Source organism: Pseudoalteromonas sp. NC201, assembly GCF_002850255.1.
Taxonomy (GTDB): Bacteria; Pseudomonadota; Gammaproteobacteria; order Enterobacterales; family Alteromonadaceae; genus Pseudoalteromonas.
The window spans coordinates 4,068,739-4,087,363 of record NZ_CP022522.1 but is presented as its reverse complement, the minus strand read 5'-3'; the positions used below and the strand labels follow the sequence as shown (position 1 = coordinate 4,087,363).

Sequence of the window (18,625 nt, the reverse complement as noted above, 5' to 3'; positions counted from 1 at the left end):
TGGCGCGTTATGCGCCACCAATAAGACTTGAGCTACTAGGGGTTAAAAATATGTCAGTCAATATGGATAGTGCAGGAATAAAAATAAAAAAAGAAGCACGCCAAACTTATGCAGTATGGGAAATTACGTTGAAATGTAATTTAGCGTGTAGTCATTGTGGCTCGCGAGCAGGAGACAGCAGAGTAAATGAACTCTCCACAACAGAAGCATTAGATTTGGTCCATCAAATGGCTGACCTAGGCATTAAGGAAGTTTCACTGATTGGTGGTGAAGCCTTTATGCGCCCAGACTGGTTGATGATAGCTGCTGAAATTACCCGCTTGGGTATGAAAGCATCAATGACAACTGGCGGCTTTGGTATTTCTGAAGGAACAGCTAAACGTATGAAGCAGGCTGGTATTTCAACAGTTTCTGTTTCTATTGATGGATTAGAAAAAGAACATGATTTGCTCCGAGGAAAAGTTGGAGCTTGGAAGCAATGTTTCCTGACAATTGAACGATTGACCAACGTAGGAATTAATGTTGGTTGTAATACTCAGATAAATCGTTATTCGGCAAAGCAACTGCCTTTGCTTTACCAGAAACTTGTAGATGTGGGGGCTAGAGCATGGCAATTGCAGCTAACAGTACCTATGGGTAATGCTGCAGATAATGATGAAATGCTATTACAGCCGAATGAGTTACTTGACGTTTTCCCTCTAATTAACTTTCTATCTGTTAGAGGTAGGCGTGATGGCTTAGCTGTGCAAGCAGGCAATAACATTGGTTACTTTGGACCTTATGAACGTCAGCTTCGAGATAATAAATCCACTCATTCTGAATGGGCTTTTTATAGAGGTTGTGGAGCCGGCCAGAATACACTCGGTATAGAAGCTGATGGGAGCATTAAGGGCTGTCCTTCATTACCAACAAATGCATACACTGGCGGTAACATTAGAGAGCGTTCACTACGCGATATCTATGAAAATACTGATGAGCTTAGATTCAACGATATTAATAAACCTGAAGATGCGACCAAACACCTTTGGGGAGAGTGTGCAACCTGCGAATTTGCAAAGGTTTGTCGTGGCGGTTGTAACTGGACCTCTCATGTATTCTTTGGCAAGCGTGGAAATAACCCATATTGCCACCACAGAGCTGTAAAGATGGCAGTAAGAGGTAAACAAGAAAGGTTTTTCATTCGAGAAAAAGCGTCTGGAGACCCATTTGATCATGGGGTATTTGATTTAGTTGTTGAAGATTTCAAACCTTTAGATCCACAGGATACTTCTGTATTCAGCTTAGCACAGGCGCAATTTCCTGAAAATTGGCTTGAAGCGGACCCCAATTTGGTCAGGCGTTTGTTTACTGAAAGGGGCCTTGTTATGAAGCAATACGTTGACTCAGGTATTGTACCTAAAGAGGAATCTCCTTGGTTCGATAAAACCAAACGAGAAGCACTGATGTCTAGCGCTGTGCCAGCCTAAGTAATTATAACACCGATAAATTTTAGAGGTATGTGAGTTATGTTTAACAACAGATTGTCTTTAGTCGCTTTGGCATTACTTTCTCTTAATGCTACAGCACAAAAAAATACTACGATAACGCAACTGACTTCTGCTGTACCATCTGATATTGCACAGTCTCAATTTATCAAAAGTGTGCAAGATGACAGAAGTTATGATGAGCTCGTATTGGAAAATGGCCTACGAGTTGTGGTTGTCTCAGACCCCAGTATTTCAGAAGCTGCTGTAAGTCTGACGGTTGGTGTTGGCCAATATCATGACCCTGAATCTTATCAAGGGCTGGCGCACTTTCTGGAACATATGATCTTTCAGGGATCTAAGGCTTACCCTAAGCCAAATGCATTGAAGGATTTTATTAGCAAGCATGGCGGACAATATAATGCCGCCACTGAATTGCAAATGACGAGTTACTTCTTTAGTTTACCGCAAGATAAATTTGATACTGCATTGACGATGCTTAGTGATGCAATCGTTAATCCTCTTTTTGATAAAGAAAATATTGATAATGAAATCAATGCAGTAGATCAAGAGTGGCAACGATTGAGGCAACAAGATAGCTTCGTGATTAACCGTACGGCCGCCGTAACCGTTAATCCAGAGCATCCAATTAGAAAGTTCGGTGCAGGCAATAAAGCTTCATTAAAGAGTAAATCAAATAAGAATGACCTCTATGCAGCGATGGCTAACTTTTACAAGCAGTATTACTCTGCAAACTTAATGACAGTGACGCTAGTGGGAGGGGAGTCGACTGGCGAATTAAAATCGTTAGCCAAAAAGCACTTTGCAAAAATAAAAAACTTACAGGTTGAACCCCCAATTATCTCAACACCGGTATTTACAGAAGCTACGCTAGGCCAAGAAATCAAGCTCCAAACCAAAGTTGCTACCGATCTATTACTATTACAGTTTCCATTGTCTTCAAACTTTGCTAATTGGCAATTTAAGCCAAATGCGTACATTCAAATGTTATTGGCTTCTCAAGAACCGGGGTCCTTGGCTGCTACGCTGACTGAGCAAGGGTTAATTGAAATGATGCTACCTATGTTGATACCCAATAGCTACGGCCTTGAGGGTACTGCGCTGGTACAATTTATGTTGACTGAAAAAGGCAAGATGCATCAGGAAAAAATAGTCGCAGCATTTTTTGATTACGTTGAACTCATTAAGGAAACTGGGATAACTGAAGGATATGCCGCTGAGCTAAAACAAATGCTTAGTGGTCAATTTGAGAGCTACCAAAAGCCTCCCGCGCTTCATTTGGCAATGCAGTTTAGTCGTATGATGCAAACTGTACCTGCTCGCGATATCCTTCATTTTGATACTTATTTTAAAGGTTTTAATTCAGCAGTCATCCGCGAAAGTTTATCTAATCTCACCTTAGAGAAAGCCAGAATATGGCACATTAGCGACGATGAAAAAACGGGCACTTCTTTGCAATATGCACAAGGTAGCTACCATGTTGCTCCTTTGTCCGATTCGGCGAAAAACAGTTATGCAGATTCAGGGTTGAACTTTAAGTTGCATTCGCCTTCTGTAGAAGAAGAGGTTGCTACACAGCTTGTTAAGCAAAGTAACGAGCTACCTAGCCAAGTTGTTGCATCAAAGGGTATTAGTGCTTGGTTGAAAAATAGTGAACATTTTACACAGCGTCAGGGCGTTTTAGGTATATCCATTGAAAGTGCAATACTTAATCAAGATGTGAAAAATCACACAATGCTGAACTTGTTAAATGTGATGATGATAAGAGAGCTGCAAAGGTTGGGGACTCGTGCTCAACAAAGGCATCAGATAAACCTGATGGCGATGCAGAATGCGCAAGGAAATTTAGCGATCACTCTCTCAGGGAAAACAGGAAAGCAAGATTATTATGCTGAGCAGCTTTTTAAAGAAATTACCGGCATGGAAATTTCGGAATCTAGACTTGAAGCTGCGAAAAAGTTGTATTTAGAATCTTTAGAAAATCTAGATAAATTGCCGCTTGCGTACCAGTCGGAACTGCATTTTGGTCGACAAGTTAAGACTGAAGCGATGTTGTGGACAACAGAGCAGGTTATCGCACAACTTAAGCAAGTTAATACCAAGGAATTAGCTAGTTTTCACAATAAGTTAGTAAGTAACACTTACATCGATATATTTGCATTTGGTGGTTATGACCAAGTTGATGTGCAAAGTCTTGCGTATAAAGTAAGAGAAACTTTTGGTCCAACATCCCAGACCCAAAAGCCACAGATTACAACCAAATATGCTCCTCAAAAAGGTTATATGACGAATGATAAACAGCGCTCTTCACTGGATAACGTTTATTATAGAGAGAGTTATATTTACGCCGAAAAATCCGCGCCCACGTATGCTGCGCTTATGGTGTTGAACCAGTTTTTTAATAGCTCAATATTCAATACTTTGAGAACTGAAAAGCAAATGGCTTATGCGGTAGGGAGTAAAGCGTTTAAGGTACATGATTATCCTGCTTTCAGTTTATTTATTGAAAGTGCAAATACCTCGTTACCAAAGATTAAGTCCGAGTTTGATAATTTCATTATGTCATTTTATCAAGGACTTGAAAAAATGGATGAGAAGGAGTTTGAGGTTGTTAAAGATGGATTGCTTGTCAGTTTAGAAAAGCAGCCTGAAAATGTATTTATTGAATCTCAGCGTTACTTCGAAGATTGGTTGAGTGGTAGGCTCGATTTTAGTTCTCGAGATGAGCTGATACATTATCTGAAGCGTGTGAATAAGTCACAAATTATTCAAGCCTATCAGCAATTATTAATTGACTATCAGGGTGAAGTGCAATTGCTTCAAATTAAAGGCCCGAATTCTAATAGTGAATACTTTGAATTTGAAGAATAAATTCTGCTGTAACGCAGGCCAGTATTGCGAGGCTTAGAGTAAAAATGGCAATTATTGTTATGGGACAAGTTGAAGATGCTCATACCCAGCATATGTTTCAACAGTTAAAGCGCTGTCGAGATGAGGTATACCATTTTCAATCACATGATTTTCCGTCAAAGTGTCAGTTGAGTTTTGATTTCGTAGATAATAAACATTCGATAAGCCTTGCCTGTGGAACACAGATTTCTCTTGATGATATTGAGGCTGTGTACTGGCGAAATTTTTCTGGGGTGAGTGATGAATCGACACGTGAGAATGTGGGCAGTTTGGATAGCTTAGCAGCACAGGACAGCATGGCTACTATCCGCACTTGGATGCAGTTAAACAATAATACTCGCTGGTTTAATAGCTGGGCGGCATATCAATATCATTTGGAGAAACCGAGGCAGTTGGCCAGAGTAAAAGAGCTCGGCTGCCTGGTGCCTAGTACTTATATCGGTAATGAGCTTCAAGCGATCCAAGCGGCATATAAGGCTTTTGATAAAGCGATATTCAAACCAGTTTATGGCGGTGCATATACGGAATGGCTAACTGCTCAGCATATTGACCCAGAGCATGCTCTCGTTGCTCTGCAAAAGTCACCCATCACTGTGCAAGAGTATATTGAAGGCACAAATGTACGTACATTTGTGGTTGATGGCAGAGTTGCTTCAGTTGCAATTGACAGCAACAGTGTTGATTTTAGAGAAGATGATCTTGCAAGTATGCGATTGGTCAATACGCCTTTAAGTATAAAGAGCCAAGCGATCGCCGTAACGAAAGCGTTGCAACTTAACTGGACCGCGATTGACTGGAGACGAACGGCGACTGGTGAGTACTATTTCCTTGAAGCTAATCCCTCACCGATGTTTCTCGGTGTAGAAGAACGCACTGAAGTGCCAATCACAAAATGGCTGATAGATGCGATGACAGAAAGTAAAAATAAATAATTTTAACTGTTTTGGTATAAATCGGGTGGCGGCCCTCTCGTATCAAAACTTACTTGTAGATGTAATAAGGAGAAAACTATGCATCCATTTTCATTAAATAAAGCGCAGCAAAAGAAAGTAAACGGTGGTTTACCTATTAAAGATCTGAAGAAAGAGACGCAGCCTGCTGGTTGTGTTGAAGGTGGCGGTATCATTCCACCTGATTTCTTTAAAGATATGTAATTAAAAAAGAGCCAGAGTGTACGCTTTGGCTCTTTTTTTATACTTTTTAAGTAAGCAGTCTTTAAAACTATTATTTTTTGGATTTTTAAATGAAACCGTAGTTAGCGTGACTAAAAATGGTAAAGTTTATATAAATCAATAAATTATTGTTATGGCGCAGCAAAATAAAAACCCAAGTCATTCTACAAGTGGAAATTCTGGTGATTGAGACCGTGACCAAGACCAGCAATAGTTTTGCTGTCTTTATAACACGAGGGGTTAGATATTGAACTCGAGTTATTTGTTAAAGATTCTATTTTCTGTGGTCTCTTTTAATGTTTTCTACTTACTTTTTACTCTTTTCTTTGAAAGAGACTTTGACTTTTATGTCTCAATTTTTGGCAGTTTTGGTATTCTATTCTCGATATTTGTTTTTTCATCCGAAGATGAGTGAGTTAATTGTTTTTAACGAACCTGAGATTTACAAAAACTAAAATTGCCGTTGAGTTGTGAAGTTTATCTTATCCGGCAATGTATTAGCTCTATGCTTTTGGTAACTCTACCTACGAAACCGTTGTATAGCTATTTTTGAGCTCTTTCATTATCTTCAGTGTTTCCGTCAGCTTAGTTGTCATGCATATCATGGGATCACTATAATTGGCGCACAGTGTTTGAGATTCATCTATATGTGGCTGGTGTAGGTTGATGAGCTGTTCGCTGCCCATTGAAAGGAACGCTCTCGATACCGGATAAAAAGCTGTGTGCGGATAAACACTCTCATTATCAATAGTTTCTTTTTCAGCCGGATACTCTCTTACGTTTCTGAACAATCCCCGCTACAATATTGCAAAATTTGTACTGAGTAAGTACTTATCTGCCTGCTAATTTTAGGTATCGCGATGCACATAGAAGTGATGGCGTTAAAGGCGTAAGTATAGAAAAGTACACCTGTTTAACTGACACAAGAAAAAGGATCCTGTGTTCATGCCATTAAATACAATTATTCTGGCTGCGGGTAAAGGTACCCGCATGCGCTCAAAACTGCCAAAAGTACTTCACCCTATTGCAGGAAAGCCAATGGTGCAGCATGTCATCGATAATGCGGTGTCTCTTGGGGCGCAATCGACCAATTTAGTATTCGGACATGGTGCGCAGCAATTAAAAACTGCTTTGGCACATAACGAAGTAAATTGGGTTCATCAAGCTGAGCAATTAGGTACTGGTCACGCGGTTGCGGTTGCGAAAGAGCATATTGGAGATGAAGATAAAGTTTTAATCCTCTATGGTGATGTTCCACTGACAAAAAAGAGCACGTTACAGCGTTTACTAAATGTGACGCCAGATAATGGCCTTGCTGTACTCACTGTCGATTTAGCAAATCCAACGGGCTACGGCCGTATGTTACGTGAAAACGGCAAATTAGTTGGTATTGTGGAGCAAAAAGATGCGTCTGCTGAGCAACTTGCTATTACCGAAATCAATACAGGCATAATGGCGGCAAATGGTGGGCTTCTAAAGAAATGGCTTGGACAGTTATCTAATAATAATGCACAAGGTGAATACTATCTCACTGACATCGTTGCTATGGCGCACAGTGAAGGGATAGAGATTACTTCTGCACAGCCTGATGACGAAATGGAAGTTGAAGGTGCGAACAACCGTGTGCAGCTTGCTGCTTTAGAGCGTGCCTATCAGGCTTGGCAAGCAGAAGCTTTGATGGTTAACGGTGCAAGTCTAGCGGATCCTGCTCGTATTGATGTCCGTGGTCAAGTAACGACCGGCGAAGATGTTCAGATTGATGTTAACGTGATATTTGAAGGTCATGTTGAAATTGGCGATGATGTCGTCATTGGCCCAAACTGCGTACTTAAAAACTGTAAAATCGGTAATGGTGTTGTAATTAAAGCCAATACCCTTATCGAAGATGCACTGGTCGCTGATAAATGCACTTTAGGTCCATTTGCTCGCCTGCGTCCTGGGGCGATAATGGAAGAAGACTCTCATATTGGTAACTTTGTAGAGATGAAGAAGTCGCGCCTAGGTAAAGGATCAAAAGCTAATCACTTAACTTACCTCGGTGATGCCGAAATAGGTGAAAAAGTGAATATTGGTGCTGGTACCATTACTTGTAATTACGACGGCGTTAATAAGTCAAAAACCATCATTGGAGACAATGCTTTTATCGGCTCAAATTCATCACTAGTTGCACCTGTTGAGATCGGTAGCACGGCAACGATTGGTGCGGGCTCTGTTATTACGTCAACTGTAAAAGATGAGCAGCTAGCAGTAGCGCGTGGAAAGCAGCGCAACTTAGATGGCTGGCAACGCCCAATTAAAAAGTAGTAATGTTATTTCATTATTACTTTCATAGAGATAGGTTTAAATTTCTCTAACTTTTAGTAGGGCAAGTTATGACTTGCCTTATTTCATTCCTTTCTGTTACCGCCCGTGGTACATTGTATTTTCAATAAAAAAATATTAACAATAATATTACCCAATAAGTGCTATGGAAAATTTATTTCGCCGTGAGGTGTTTGAGCATAAGCAGCATCGCTTAGAGGGCACAATTAGCTTAATCCAACCACCTGTATTTAAAACACTGGGGTTACTCATTTTAACGGTTGTGATTTTAAGCATCGTGTTTCTATCAAGTGGTAGCTATACCAGAAAGGAAAGAGTATCTGGCGTTATTGAACCCAGTGGTGGGCTACTGCGCGTTGCTGCAATGCAACAAGGTGTGGTGTCCGAAGTGTTGGTCAAAGAAGGGGAGCAGGTCGCTGCAGGACAACCTTTACTGCGTATTGCATCCGCAAAACATAGCACCGAAGCCACTGAGTTAAATCAAGCATTATTGAATCAATATCGCTTTCAACAAAAGAACTTACTACAGCAGATAGAGCAACTGCGTGGACAGTACCAACTTGATATAGAAGAGCTGCAGCAACAAGAAACCACCGCAAGAGAAAAGCTAAAAGAGCTTGAGAGCCAAGCGGCCACGTTCCAAGAGCGGCTGCTACTCAATCAAGATTTGGTATCACAAATTGCAACCTTAAAAGGCACTGGGTATATTTCTGAACTTGAATTACAGCGCCAAAAAGACACTTTGCTTTCACTAAAGCAGCAAGCTTCTTCAATTCGCTCAGAGCGTATAGCGCTAGAATCGCAGCTTAAAAACATCAAAAATCAATTAGCTAAATTGCCAATTGAACACCAAAACCGAATTTCTCAGCTGCAATCACAACAAGCTGATCTACTGATCCAAATCTCGTCCATTGAGCAGGAACGACTTGGTGAAGTCCGTGCTACCCAATCAGGTATAGTCACAGGATTGCTTGCTAAGCTTGGTAAAAATGTTTCCATGGGGCAGCATTTACTGACCCTTATCCCTGAGCATAGTGATATGCAAGCTATTGTTTATATACCAACTTCAGCTTTTGGTTTTATCAAAGAAGGTCAGGAAACTAAATTGCGCTATCATGCGTTTCCCTACGAAAAGTTTGGTATTTACAAAGGGAAAATTGTGGAGCTTAGTAACAGCGTTATTTTGCCCGAAGAAACCAATATGCCTGGTATTATTCAAGAGCCCGCTTATCGAGTCGTGGTTGAGTTAGACGAACAAGCTGTCAAAGCATATGGTAAAGACACCGCTTTGCGGGCTGGTATGACTTTGGATGCCGATATTGTGGTCGAAGAAAGGTCCTTGTTGCGCTGGTTATTTGACCCAGTATTTAGCATTAAAGGTCAGTTATAAGAAGTAAAAAGGGTTGATATGGAAATGGAACACGAAGGCGCGGCCAGCAAGTTAGAGTTTTGGTCACGGAAATCTTTACCTGTGATCATTCAATCGGAGGCTGCTGAGTGTGGTCTTGCGAGCCTTGCTATGGTTGCTGGATATCACGGTTACCATACTGACTTAACGCGTCTGAGACAGCGCTTTAGTATTTCAATCGAGGGCTGTACGCTGCTCGATATTATGCACTTTGCTGAAAAACTTCATTTAACCTCAAGACCACTTCGGATTGAACTTGAAGATCTTGATGCACTGCAAACTCCGGCTATTTTACATTGGAACATGAATCACTTTGTGGTACTGAAAAAGGCCAACGAAAAACGTATTGTGATCCATGATCCAGCCAGTGGTGAAAAAACCTATACGATGGAAGAGGCTTCTAAACACTTTACAGGAGTGGCACTGGAGCTGACTCCAACAAAGGAGTTCGAAAAGAAAGAGCAAAAAGCGAGTCTTAGATTTGCTGACTTCTGGAGCCGTATCACTGGCTTAAAACGTTCGTTACTGCTTATTTTTATGCTTTCTATTTTGCTGCAAGTGTTTACGCTTGCTGCACCATATTATATCCAATTGGTGATAGACGATGTCATACTAACCGGGGATACCTCATTACTTACTGTGCTTGCGGTTGGATTCTTTTTAGTACTATTGTTTGAGATAGCCACCAATGCACTGCGGGGCTTTACGTTACTGCATTTTGGCAATCAAATGAATATTCAGTTGGGAGCTAATCTCTTTCACCATTTAGTACGTCTACCCATTACCTATTTTGAAAAGCGCCATATGGGGGATGTTGTTTCACGGTTTGGCTCTCTTCAGCAAGTAAAGCAGCTACTTACAACAGGAGTAATCGAAGCCATCATTGACGGTTTAATGGCGATAATCACTCTAGCGATGATCTTCTTCTATAGCCCCATGCTATCTGCCGTCGTAGTTATCGCCGTTATTGCTTACGCGATTATCCGAATTGCTATGTATAAACCATTTCGCAATATCAGTGAGCAGGAAATTATGGCGCGCGCTGAAGAAAACTCCAACTTTATGGAAACGGTACGCGGAATTCAGACGATTAAATTGTTTGGTTCAGAGGTTAAGCGAGAAGGGCAGTGGCAAAATCGCTACGCTAGTGCGATTAACCACAATATCCGCTTGGGCAATTTTAAAATTGGTTATGACGCGATTAACCGAGCACTGTTTGGTGTTGAGAATATCATCGTCGTTTATTTAGCTGCACATCTCGTTATTGCTGGTGGATTTAGCACAGGGATGCTGTTTGCTTTTATGTCTTACAAGCGTCAATTTATGGATAAAACCGCTAACCTAATCGAGAAACTCATAGAGTTTAAAATGCTGGGTCTACATTTTGACCGCATTGCCGATATTGCTTTAACAGACAAAGAAGAGTTGCAACCTGATCAATATCGTAAACTGAATATTGAAGGCAAAATAGAGGTGAAGAATGTTTCCTTTGCGTATTCTGATGCAACACCAAATGTTATTGAAAAACTAAACTTAACAATCAATGCGGGTGAGTCAGTAGCAATCACAGGGCCTTCTGGTTGTGGTAAGTCGACGTTACTTAAGTTAATGCTGGGGCTAAATAAACCATCCAGTGGTGAAGTTTTGGTGGATGGCATATCTCTTAGCCAAGTTGGTGCAAGACAGTATCGTCAGCAGATAGCTGCGGTGATGCAAGACGATGAGCTCCTATCCGGTACTGTGGCTGATAATATTGCCTTTTTTGATTCACCAATCAATATGGAAAAAGTGGTGCATTGTGCTCAATTAGCAGCTATCCATGATGATATTAGCGATATGCCAATGGGCTATGACAGCCTGATTGGTGATATGGGGTCGAGCTTATCCGGTGGTCAAAAGCAGCGGATCATCTTGGCGCGTGCTCTGTATAAAGACCCTAAGATTCTGTTTATGGATGAAGCAACAAGCCACCTTGATACGGGGCTGGAAGAAGATATCAATGAAGCGGTATCGCGGTTGAAAATTACCCGTGTGATCATTGCGCACCGTAAAGAAACTATCGCCTCGGCTGACAGAGAAATCAAGCTCAAAAAGCCGATGCATAGTGAGGGTGAGGAGCAAACGTCAACATCTGATTCAGAATAAATAAAGCGAGCACAGAGCTCGCTTGATATGTATCTTTATGGGATCTGACAGGTGTGCTCACGGCAAGAGCGGTTACGACCTGTCCAACAGTCACCGTAGCGATCAGTGAATAAGGCTGCTGCAGGAGATTTACCACCAGCAATCTGAGGTGTCATATTCGCTGGAATAGATTTGCTGTCGTTGGAAAGCGCTTTTATACACTTTTTGTTTAGTGCTAATTTCATTTGTTGTTCCTTACTTTTGCGGTTAATAACAATCCTTTATTTCAATCCTTTTAACCCCCCAAACTCAAAGGGCGTACAAAAAAACTAGTTCTAGTTAGGGTGAATGTCAATTCTTTGTTTGTTTTGTGTTTATCTGTATTTCTTGTGTGTCAAAGTTTGAGTTTGACTGAACAAAAGGTTAACTTACCTGTAGTGAAGACAAAATTAAAAACAGAATTTGAACAAGGATAAGTATGCTAATGCCATTAGATATAGAAAAAAAAGAACTCATCCTGGCTATGGTAGAAAAGCTGGCTAAGCAGGTAGAGTCAGACCTAGAAATGCTAGACCGTAATGGTTTGCTCAGTGGTCTTGCTGGGCACTTATTGTTTTTATTTCGAGCGGCGAACTTTAATGATGCTTGGGTCGATGAGGAAAAATTTCATCTGGCGCTAGATAAGCTCCAAAACGAATTGGCGGAACAAACCCCGGAACTGAGTTCAGGGTTAGCTGGGCAGGCGTGGGTGCTTGAATATTTTAACCAGTATGACGACGAAGATTATGACCCTGAGTTGCTGGAGGAGATAGATCACTTCTTTGCAACGGCACTTGATTTTACTCCTTGGACGGGAGAAATTGAAATGGTGCTCGGCCTAGCTGGTTATTCACCCTATATCTCACGTCGCGCAAAGAGAACTAAACAAAGCACATTATTTGATCGGTTAGTGACGGGTTATGAATCGGTTGCTGTAGAGTTGAGTGATCAGCAGATCGCTTGGTCTCAGCCAAAACAATCCGTATATCGTTTCGATAAAGAAGATACGGAAAGTCATGAGTTTAATTTGGGACTAGCGCATGGCGTACCTGGCATTATTGCCGCACTTCTTCCCGCGCTTCAGGATCAAAAGGTAAAGCTGCGGGCGCAAAAACTGGTCGTTGCGGGCTGTGATTGGCTGCTTGAACAACAAAGTCATGCAGAGGATAAGAAGGCGTGCTTTGGATCATGTGCAGGAGATGGGCACCATTCTCGGTTAGGCTGGTGCTATGGTGACTTAACTATTGCGTTGACACTTGCAAGAGCTGGGCATGCGCTTGATAAGCCAAGGTATGTTGAGCAGGCATTGGAAATCGCTTTGTTTAACGTCGATAGAGATGCAACACAAGGCCATATTAACGATGCTGGACTTTGTCATGGATTTTTTGGGTTAGTCACCATTTATCAACTGCTCAACCAAATCATGCCTCATCCTAAGTTACAGGGCGCCGCTTTAACTTGGCTTGACTACGGTTTAAATCAGTACCAAGAGCGTGGATTAGAGGCCTTATATTCATATAACGGTCTGGAAAAGGCACATCAGGAAGATCATAGCTTTTTAATGGGTTATTCTGGTATCGGCCTTGCTTTAATTGGCGTGTTAGATGACAACCTAGATTGGGTTGATTGTTTGCTAATGAGTTAAGGAGTGACTATGTCAGCTAAAATATCAACAGATTCCTTTTTTGTATTAAGGACACCAAAGCTGCCGATTGAAACCTTGTTCAATCAACAAGATACTAATGCTATGCTGAGTGCCTGGCTCGCCACACCTGGTGTGGTGGAAGCCCTTTATGTTGCAAGTCCTTCGTTGCTCGAACGCTTGGAACAGTGGCGCGAAAAGCCAAACTCTAAACAAGGTAAAAAAGTTGCTTTAGCACTGCTGAGATATTTAATTCGGATGTCATCTCGTCCTACACCTTTTGGTCTTTTTTCGGGGATCCACACGGGTAAAATTGGCTCAGAAACTCGACTTGTGAGTGATAACGCAGAGCATGATTCCCGCAAAACTCGTTTAGATATGTTTCTATTGTCAGCTGTTCGCTCTCATTTAGCCGAAACGGAAGCAAAATCGGATAGTTTGTCCTATTTACCAAATCCTTCCCATTACTTCATAGCAGATCAGTGTCGTTATATAGAAACTTACCTTTCTGATGACTCGATGCAATATCGCCTAAGTGCAGTCGATAGTGATGAATACTTCATCACTATGTTGGAGCTTGCGAAGCAAAAGCTCAGCTTTTCTCAGCTAATTGAGCAATTTTGTCACCGCTATAACGAAGCTGAATATGATGAAGTTAGCGCCTATCTAGAAGAGCTCATTAGCGAAGGGGTGTTAATTCCTGATATTCCGCTACCTCTTACCGGTGATAGCCCCGACATCGCGCTAATTAAAGCACTGAAAACCATCGCGCCAGCAGAGATTTATACTAAGGTGGAGCAAGCAGTTAATGACCTTGCTATTATGGATGAAAAGGGACATGCAACGCCTGAAGAATATCAAACCATTTTTAATTACCTCTCTGAATTACCAGTAAAAGTTCAAGAAAACAAACTGTTTCAATCGGATACTTATCGCGCGTTTTTGCATTGCGAAATGTCACGACAAGAAGTTGCGAGAGTGAACAAGCAGCTGCAATTGATTGCGAGTTTGAATCGCAGCACTAAGCAGAATCCACTTGAAAATTTTATTTCTAAGTTTAACGCGCGATTTGAAGGACAATTTGTGCCTTTGGACATGGTATTGGATGATGAGTCGGGTATCAGTGTCTCAACAGAAACTGGTTATGATGCCCCTCTTGTGGGTGGTTTGCAGTTGGGTCGAGCGAATAGCGGTCAATCTAGTTCCCCTGAATATACTGAACTGGATCACATTATTGAGCAGGCAGTTACATTGCCAAGCAATTTAGGTACAAGCTGTGTGGCTCTTACCAGTAGTGAGTTGAAACAAAGAGTTAAGGATAAAGTAGAACTTAACTTGCCACGTTCAATGGCTGTAATGTTGAGTTTATTTGAGGACGAAAAGTCTAATCCCGTATTTAAGTTCAACGGTTGTTACGGGCCGTCTGCGGCCAATCTTTTGGGTCGCTTCTGTCACCTTGATGAAACATTAAAAGAATCGGTTATTCATCATTTAGAGCAAGAACATAGTCACAGTGAAGACGTTATCTTCGCTGAAATTGTACATATGCCCGAAGGAAGACCCGGTAACGTAATTGCGAGGCCACATTTACGACAATACGAAATCGTCTTCATGGCGGACAGTTCACTTGACCCTGAATACCAGATCCCGCTAAGTGATTTATACGTTTGGGTCGAAAGCCAGCAGGTTAAACTCTGGAGTAAGCGGTTAGATAAGCGCATTATTCCTCGCTTATCCAGTGCGCATAACTTCTCTGCCAGAAGCTTGAGTGCTTATAAATTCCTTTGTATGTTGCAACATCAAGAAAGTGAAACGCCCAAGTTTTCACTGCCCTCGAGCTTAAGAAACGCAACCTATGTACCACGTATCATGTTAGATAACCTGATTCTGCATGAGAAAACATGGCGTATTGAGCGCAAAGAGCTTGAGGCGTTGCTGGTTAATCAGAGCATCGAAGAAAATAAGCTTCAACAACTCAAAGATAAGTATTTGTTAGACGATTGGGTGAGCTTTGCTGCAGGTGATAATGTGCTAACTTTGAGTTTGAGCCAAAGTGCGATGGTAGAAGTTTTGTTGATGGAAACCAAAGGCCGTCATACGGTTGAGCTCAGTGAAGTGTTGGCATCTCAATTTGCACCACGAGTAACAGATACACAGGGTCGTCATTATACTAATGAAATCATTGTTCCTTTACTTAATGAGAGTGCAGCTTCTCACACGCACTACATTGAAAAGCCGTTAGAAAATATTACGGCTACACCAATCTCTCGGCGTTTTAGTGCTGGTTCCGAGTGGCTTAGCTTAAAAATATATTCAGGTAATACTATTGTTGAGCAGCTGCTTTATGAGCAGTTATTGCCGCTTATTGAGGAAAATAGCGCATTATTCGATAAGTGGTTCTTTATTCGTTATGGCGATCCTGACTGGCATCTACGCTTACGCTTCCAAGGCAAGCCAGAAGTACTTTGTGGAGAGCTATTGCCGAAACTTAATCAGCTGTTGTCACCTATGATAGAGAGCTCTCAGCTACATAAAGTTGAATTAATGACTTATGAGCGAGAGGTTGAGCGTTACGGCGGTCCGCAGTCTATGGCTTTGATTGAAAGCTTATTTATGTTTGACAGTGAGCTTATTGCAAAAAGTTGCCAGCTTGTCGCAGAGTTTGGTGAAGATGTCCGTTGGCGCGTCGCGTTAGCTTTTACTAATCGATTGCTAACGTTATTTAGCTATGATGCTGAACAAAAGCTATCGCTAATCTCTTCATTGCGCGCAGGGTTTGGTAAAGAATTTAATGAGAGTAGTGCGCTGAGAAAGCAGCTCGGCAATCGTTATCGCGATCACCAAACTCAGCTCGATGATGACTTTACCAAGCTTAATATTGCGAGCTTAGCGCAATGTGATGAGGCTCAGCAAGCTATACTTGCACTGTTAGAAGGTTGGCAAATGCAGGCTGAGCCAGTGGTGAAGGAAATTCTGACGTTAGAAAAGTCAGGTTCGCTTAACCTGAGTACACAATCATTGCTGGGCTCTCTTTTACACATGCATAACAACCGTATGTTTAAAGCCTATGGTCGAGAGCAAGAATTTGTTATTCATGATATGTTGAGACGAAAATACTTTTCTGAATCTAAAGCCTTGTAGAGTATGAAAAGGTTGGCTTGATTGCCAACCTTTTTCATTTATGAGCTATGCTGATGCTTTATTTTGCATTTTTTCACCAGCAAGCTGTGGCAGTACTCGCTCAATGAATTGTTGAAGTGGTTTAACGTGCGCTTCTATGTCAGTCCAATCCGCTTCTAAGTCCTCAATAATATGATGAGTTTCTATCACCTCACCTTGATAGCAAAGTTCAATGATGGGGTGTAAGAATTTACTTAATTCCGCGTCAGTCGCGTTGTCTTTATGCACCCGAACCTGGTTGAACGGGTCACCTTCAATTGGCGCACCAAAATCTAATGCTATCTGCAAATGATAGTGATCACCTAGGTGAGCATGGAGGTATGGACTCGGTAGGTGCTTGTAATACTGGGCCATACCGGTCTCAGATACTGTGACGGCATCCACCATAAAGCCATGTTGCTGCCATAGCGCGCTAGTCTCATTGATACGGCTGAGGATTGCGCTGCTAATTGCTTCTGGTGTGCCAAGGTGTTGATCGCATGCAAGCGCGGTATCGTGATGTTTTTGCTTTAACATCTCGACTAAAGCGCGGCTATTGTATCTAAAACCATGAATAAAGCCTGAAGTTGACTTACGATATTTGGTGGATTGAGTGAGCGTGCCTGCAAAGTAAAGACCTTTCACATTAATGGATTCAAAGCTGCAATCTAGAGACGGGAAGCGGCCCTCAATCATTAAATCGGGTTTTGCGCTATCGGCAAAAACGCTGCTATCCATGGCAAACCCTGTACAACAAATGATCTCGTCATACTCTATGGTTTCTTGCTCTCCATTTGCGTGGGCATAACTAAAGTGCACGATAAAGCGGTCGTCTCGTTTCTCAATTAACTTAATGTCGGCGTCTAAGATAGCATTTTGAGATTTAAGCTGATAAGTATCTAAAATATTATTGTTTACGGCACGTAGGTCGCCAACATAGTGCGTCTTCCATGCCATATCTAAAGGATTTGGACTACAAACATGGATTAGACTTGTAGCAGGAATAAGGTGATCAGCCGTTTCGAAAGCGGAGTTTCCTTTACCGAGAATAAGTACGCGCTTGTTTGCAAACGGGGCCAAATCAATATTTAAGTCAGAGTATTGCGTCACTAACTCAATTCCCTCGATCTTTGGAATATAAGGTTTAGGGACGCCTGTACTAACGATAACGCGAGACGCTTCATATTGATCATTACTTGTTGTAGTTACTACAAAGTGCCCAGCAATTTTTTCGATGGACTTAACATGTTGGTTATAAGCAACATTTAGCTGATTTTGGTCGACATAATGATTGAGATATTTGACTAAATTATCTGCACTTGGGAAAAAGTTTTGGTCAAAGCTTGAAAAGTTTAGGCTGTAGTCATCAGTTAAAATTGAGTTCCAGTCGTGTCGTAAGTTGAACTCAGGGTTTGTCGAACCAGTATATACTTTATTAATTGAAATCAGTTTTCGGTGAATTGGGAATGTTTCGAAAAAACATCCTGCGCGCTGGCCTGACTCCAACATAAGGTAGGACAAGTCATTTTGTTTTAGATGATAAGCAGTTTGGACCCCCGCAGGGCCTGCGCCAATAATAAGATAATCAAGCATGTTCGTTGTTCCTTGTTGGTGTTGGTGCTGCAACAACTACTCTGACAGGGTAAGGTTCCCCGCTTTCCCTATTGCAGTTATGATATTAATTTGTTGTGTAATTGTTGTTTTAAAATGTGTATTAATTGTGTATTTGCAATGTTTTTTTACCAATGGTGGGATGACTGGTTCACCTTAAGTACGCAACCTGTGCATGAAGATTTATACTGACTGAGACACAATCAACGGAAATAAAAATGATGAAAAAATTCGGGCTCGCCATATTGGCGGTATTCAGCACGCTATCTTGGGCTAATGAAAAATTAAATGAAGAACTCTCGGTGTTTACACCTTATCTCGGTACTTGGCAATCGGACTTTGATGTAGCTACAGGTAAACCAAAGATGCAGGATGTGAGTCACTGGGAGCGGGCTTTAAATGGCACGGCTGTTCGTACCTTACATTCAATCAACGATGGCATGTACGGCGGAGAGTCATTAATTTTCTGGGATAAAAGTAAAAACAGTCTAGTGTTTTACTATTTTACGACGGCAGGGTTTTACACCCAAGGAACGATGGAAGTCCTGAGCCAGACCGAGTTTGTGGCATACGAAGATGTCATTAATAACAAAGATGGCATTACAAAGGTGAAATCAACCAGTAAATTTGAGAGTGGTCAATTTACGGTGTCAACACAATATTTGAAAAACGGCGAGTGGACTCAACCTGAGTCGCGTGTTTACACGAAAAGTGAGAAAGAGGTTAAATTTAAGTAAGCCTTAAAGTGCCTCCA

General features: G+C 41.5%; 12 protein-coding genes. 10 read left to right on the top strand and 2 right to left on the bottom strand.

Annotation, left to right across the window (positions count from 1 at the left end; translation table 11 throughout):
- The first annotated feature begins 50 nt into the window (after positions 1-50).
- From PNC201_RS17805 to PNC201_RS17780, 7 genes are all read left to right on the top strand, one after another.
- On the top strand, positions 51-1,466 hold the full coding sequence (locus PNC201_RS17805) for a radical SAM/SPASM domain-containing protein (protein WP_233525192.1): 1,416 nt from the start codon (positions 51-53) through the stop codon (positions 1,464-1,466).
- A gap of 39 nt (positions 1,467-1,505) precedes the next feature.
- On the top strand, positions 1,506-4,355 hold the full coding sequence (locus tag PNC201_RS17800) for an insulinase family protein (protein ID WP_102057808.1): 2,850 nt from the start codon (positions 1,506-1,508) through the stop codon (positions 4,353-4,355).
- Positions 4,356-4,399: 44 nt separating this feature from the next.
- Complete coding sequence (locus tag PNC201_RS17795; RefSeq protein WP_010607025.1) at positions 4,400-5,326, top strand: ATP-grasp domain-containing protein; 927 nt, start codon at positions 4,400-4,402, stop codon at positions 5,324-5,326.
- Between the two features lie 78 nt (positions 5,327-5,404).
- Positions 5,405-5,548 (top strand): hypothetical protein, encoded by a 144-nt coding sequence (locus PNC201_RS23300; RefSeq protein ID WP_157757260.1) that lies wholly within the window; start codon positions 5,405-5,407, stop codon positions 5,546-5,548.
- A 963-nt stretch (positions 5,549-6,511) separates the two neighbouring features.
- Positions 6,512-7,870 carry a bifunctional UDP-N-acetylglucosamine diphosphorylase/glucosamine-1-phosphate N-acetyltransferase GlmU gene (gene glmU, locus PNC201_RS17790; RefSeq protein WP_010607024.1) on the top strand — a complete coding sequence of 453 codons (1,359 nt, stop codon included), beginning with the start codon at positions 6,512-6,514 and terminating at the stop codon, positions 7,868-7,870.
- A gap of 163 nt (positions 7,871-8,033) precedes the next feature.
- Positions 8,034-9,278: an HlyD family secretion protein gene (locus tag PNC201_RS17785; RefSeq protein ID WP_010607022.1), complete on the top strand. Its 1,245-nt coding sequence runs from the start codon at positions 8,034-8,036 to the stop codon at positions 9,276-9,278.
- A gap of 18 nt (positions 9,279-9,296) precedes the next feature.
- Positions 9,297-11,441 (top strand): peptidase domain-containing ABC transporter, encoded by a 2,145-nt coding sequence (locus PNC201_RS17780; protein ID WP_102057807.1) that lies wholly within the window; start codon positions 9,297-9,299, stop codon positions 11,439-11,441.
- A 35-nt stretch (positions 11,442-11,476) separates the two neighbouring features.
- Here the strand turns inward: PNC201_RS17780 and PNC201_RS17775 are convergent, their stop codons facing one another.
- On the bottom strand, positions 11,477-11,665 hold the full coding sequence (locus PNC201_RS17775; RefSeq protein WP_010606994.1) for a hypothetical protein: 189 nt from the start codon (positions 11,663-11,665) through the stop codon (positions 11,477-11,479).
- 233 nt (positions 11,666-11,898) lie between these two features.
- Here PNC201_RS17775 and PNC201_RS17770 point away from each other — a divergent pair, with 233 nt between their 5' ends.
- Together PNC201_RS17770 and PNC201_RS17765 are read left to right on the top strand one after the other, a co-directional pair.
- A complete protein-coding gene (locus PNC201_RS17770) occupies positions 11,899-13,104 on the top strand; it encodes a lanthionine synthetase C family protein (protein WP_102057806.1) in 1,206 nt (401 codons plus the stop codon).
- 9 nt (positions 13,105-13,113) lie between these two features.
- The gene (locus PNC201_RS17765) at positions 13,114-16,242 is read left to right on the top strand and encodes a lantibiotic dehydratase (RefSeq protein ID WP_102057805.1); all 3,129 of its coding nucleotides are present in this window, start codon (positions 13,114-13,116) and stop codon (positions 16,240-16,242) included.
- Positions 16,243-16,287: 45 nt separating this feature from the next.
- Here PNC201_RS17765 and PNC201_RS17760 read toward each other — a convergent pair whose 3' ends face one another.
- Positions 16,288-17,853 carry an NAD(P)-binding domain-containing protein gene (locus PNC201_RS17760; RefSeq protein ID WP_102057804.1) on the bottom strand — a complete coding sequence of 522 codons (1,566 nt, stop codon included), beginning with the start codon at positions 17,851-17,853 and terminating at the stop codon, positions 16,288-16,290.
- 236 nt (positions 17,854-18,089) lie between these two features.
- Between PNC201_RS17760 and PNC201_RS17755 the strand changes: the two genes are divergently transcribed.
- Positions 18,090-18,608, top strand: a complete 519-nt coding sequence (locus PNC201_RS17755) for a hypothetical protein (RefSeq protein ID WP_102057803.1) — start codon at positions 18,090-18,092, stop codon at positions 18,606-18,608.
- The last annotated feature ends 17 nt before the right edge of the window (positions 18,609-18,625 follow it).

Excerpts from the sequence above, each read along its gene's own strand:
- PNC201_RS17805 (WP_233525192.1), top strand. The coding sequence starts at position 51 with ATGTCAGTCAATATGGATAGTGCAGGAATAAAAATAAAAAAAGAAGCA.
- PNC201_RS17800 (WP_102057808.1), top strand. The coding sequence starts at position 1,506 with ATGTTTAACAACAGATTGTCTTTAGTCGCTTTGGCATTACTTTCTCTT.
- PNC201_RS17795 (WP_010607025.1), top strand. The coding sequence starts at position 4,400 with ATGGCAATTATTGTTATGGGACAAGTTGAAGATGCTCATACCCAGCAT.
- PNC201_RS23300 (WP_157757260.1), top strand. The coding sequence starts at position 5,405 with ATGCATCCATTTTCATTAAATAAAGCGCAGCAAAAGAAAGTAAACGGT.
- glmU (WP_010607024.1), top strand. The coding sequence starts at position 6,512 with ATGCCATTAAATACAATTATTCTGGCTGCGGGTAAAGGTACCCGCATG.
- PNC201_RS17785 (WP_010607022.1), top strand. The coding sequence starts at position 8,034 with ATGGAAAATTTATTTCGCCGTGAGGTGTTTGAGCATAAGCAGCATCGC.
- PNC201_RS17780 (WP_102057807.1), top strand. The coding sequence starts at position 9,297 with ATGGAAATGGAACACGAAGGCGCGGCCAGCAAGTTAGAGTTTTGGTCA.
- PNC201_RS17775 (WP_010606994.1), bottom strand. The coding sequence starts at position 11,665 with ATGAAATTAGCACTAAACAAAAAGTGTATAAAAGCGCTTTCCAACGAC.
- PNC201_RS17770 (WP_102057806.1), top strand. The coding sequence starts at position 11,899 with ATGCTAATGCCATTAGATATAGAAAAAAAAGAACTCATCCTGGCTATG.
- PNC201_RS17765 (WP_102057805.1), top strand. The coding sequence starts at position 13,114 with ATGTCAGCTAAAATATCAACAGATTCCTTTTTTGTATTAAGGACACCA.
- PNC201_RS17760 (WP_102057804.1), bottom strand. The coding sequence starts at position 17,853 with ATGCTTGATTATCTTATTATTGGCGCAGGCCCTGCGGGGGTCCAAACT.
- PNC201_RS17755 (WP_102057803.1), top strand. The coding sequence starts at position 18,090 with ATGATGAAAAAATTCGGGCTCGCCATATTGGCGGTATTCAGCACGCTA.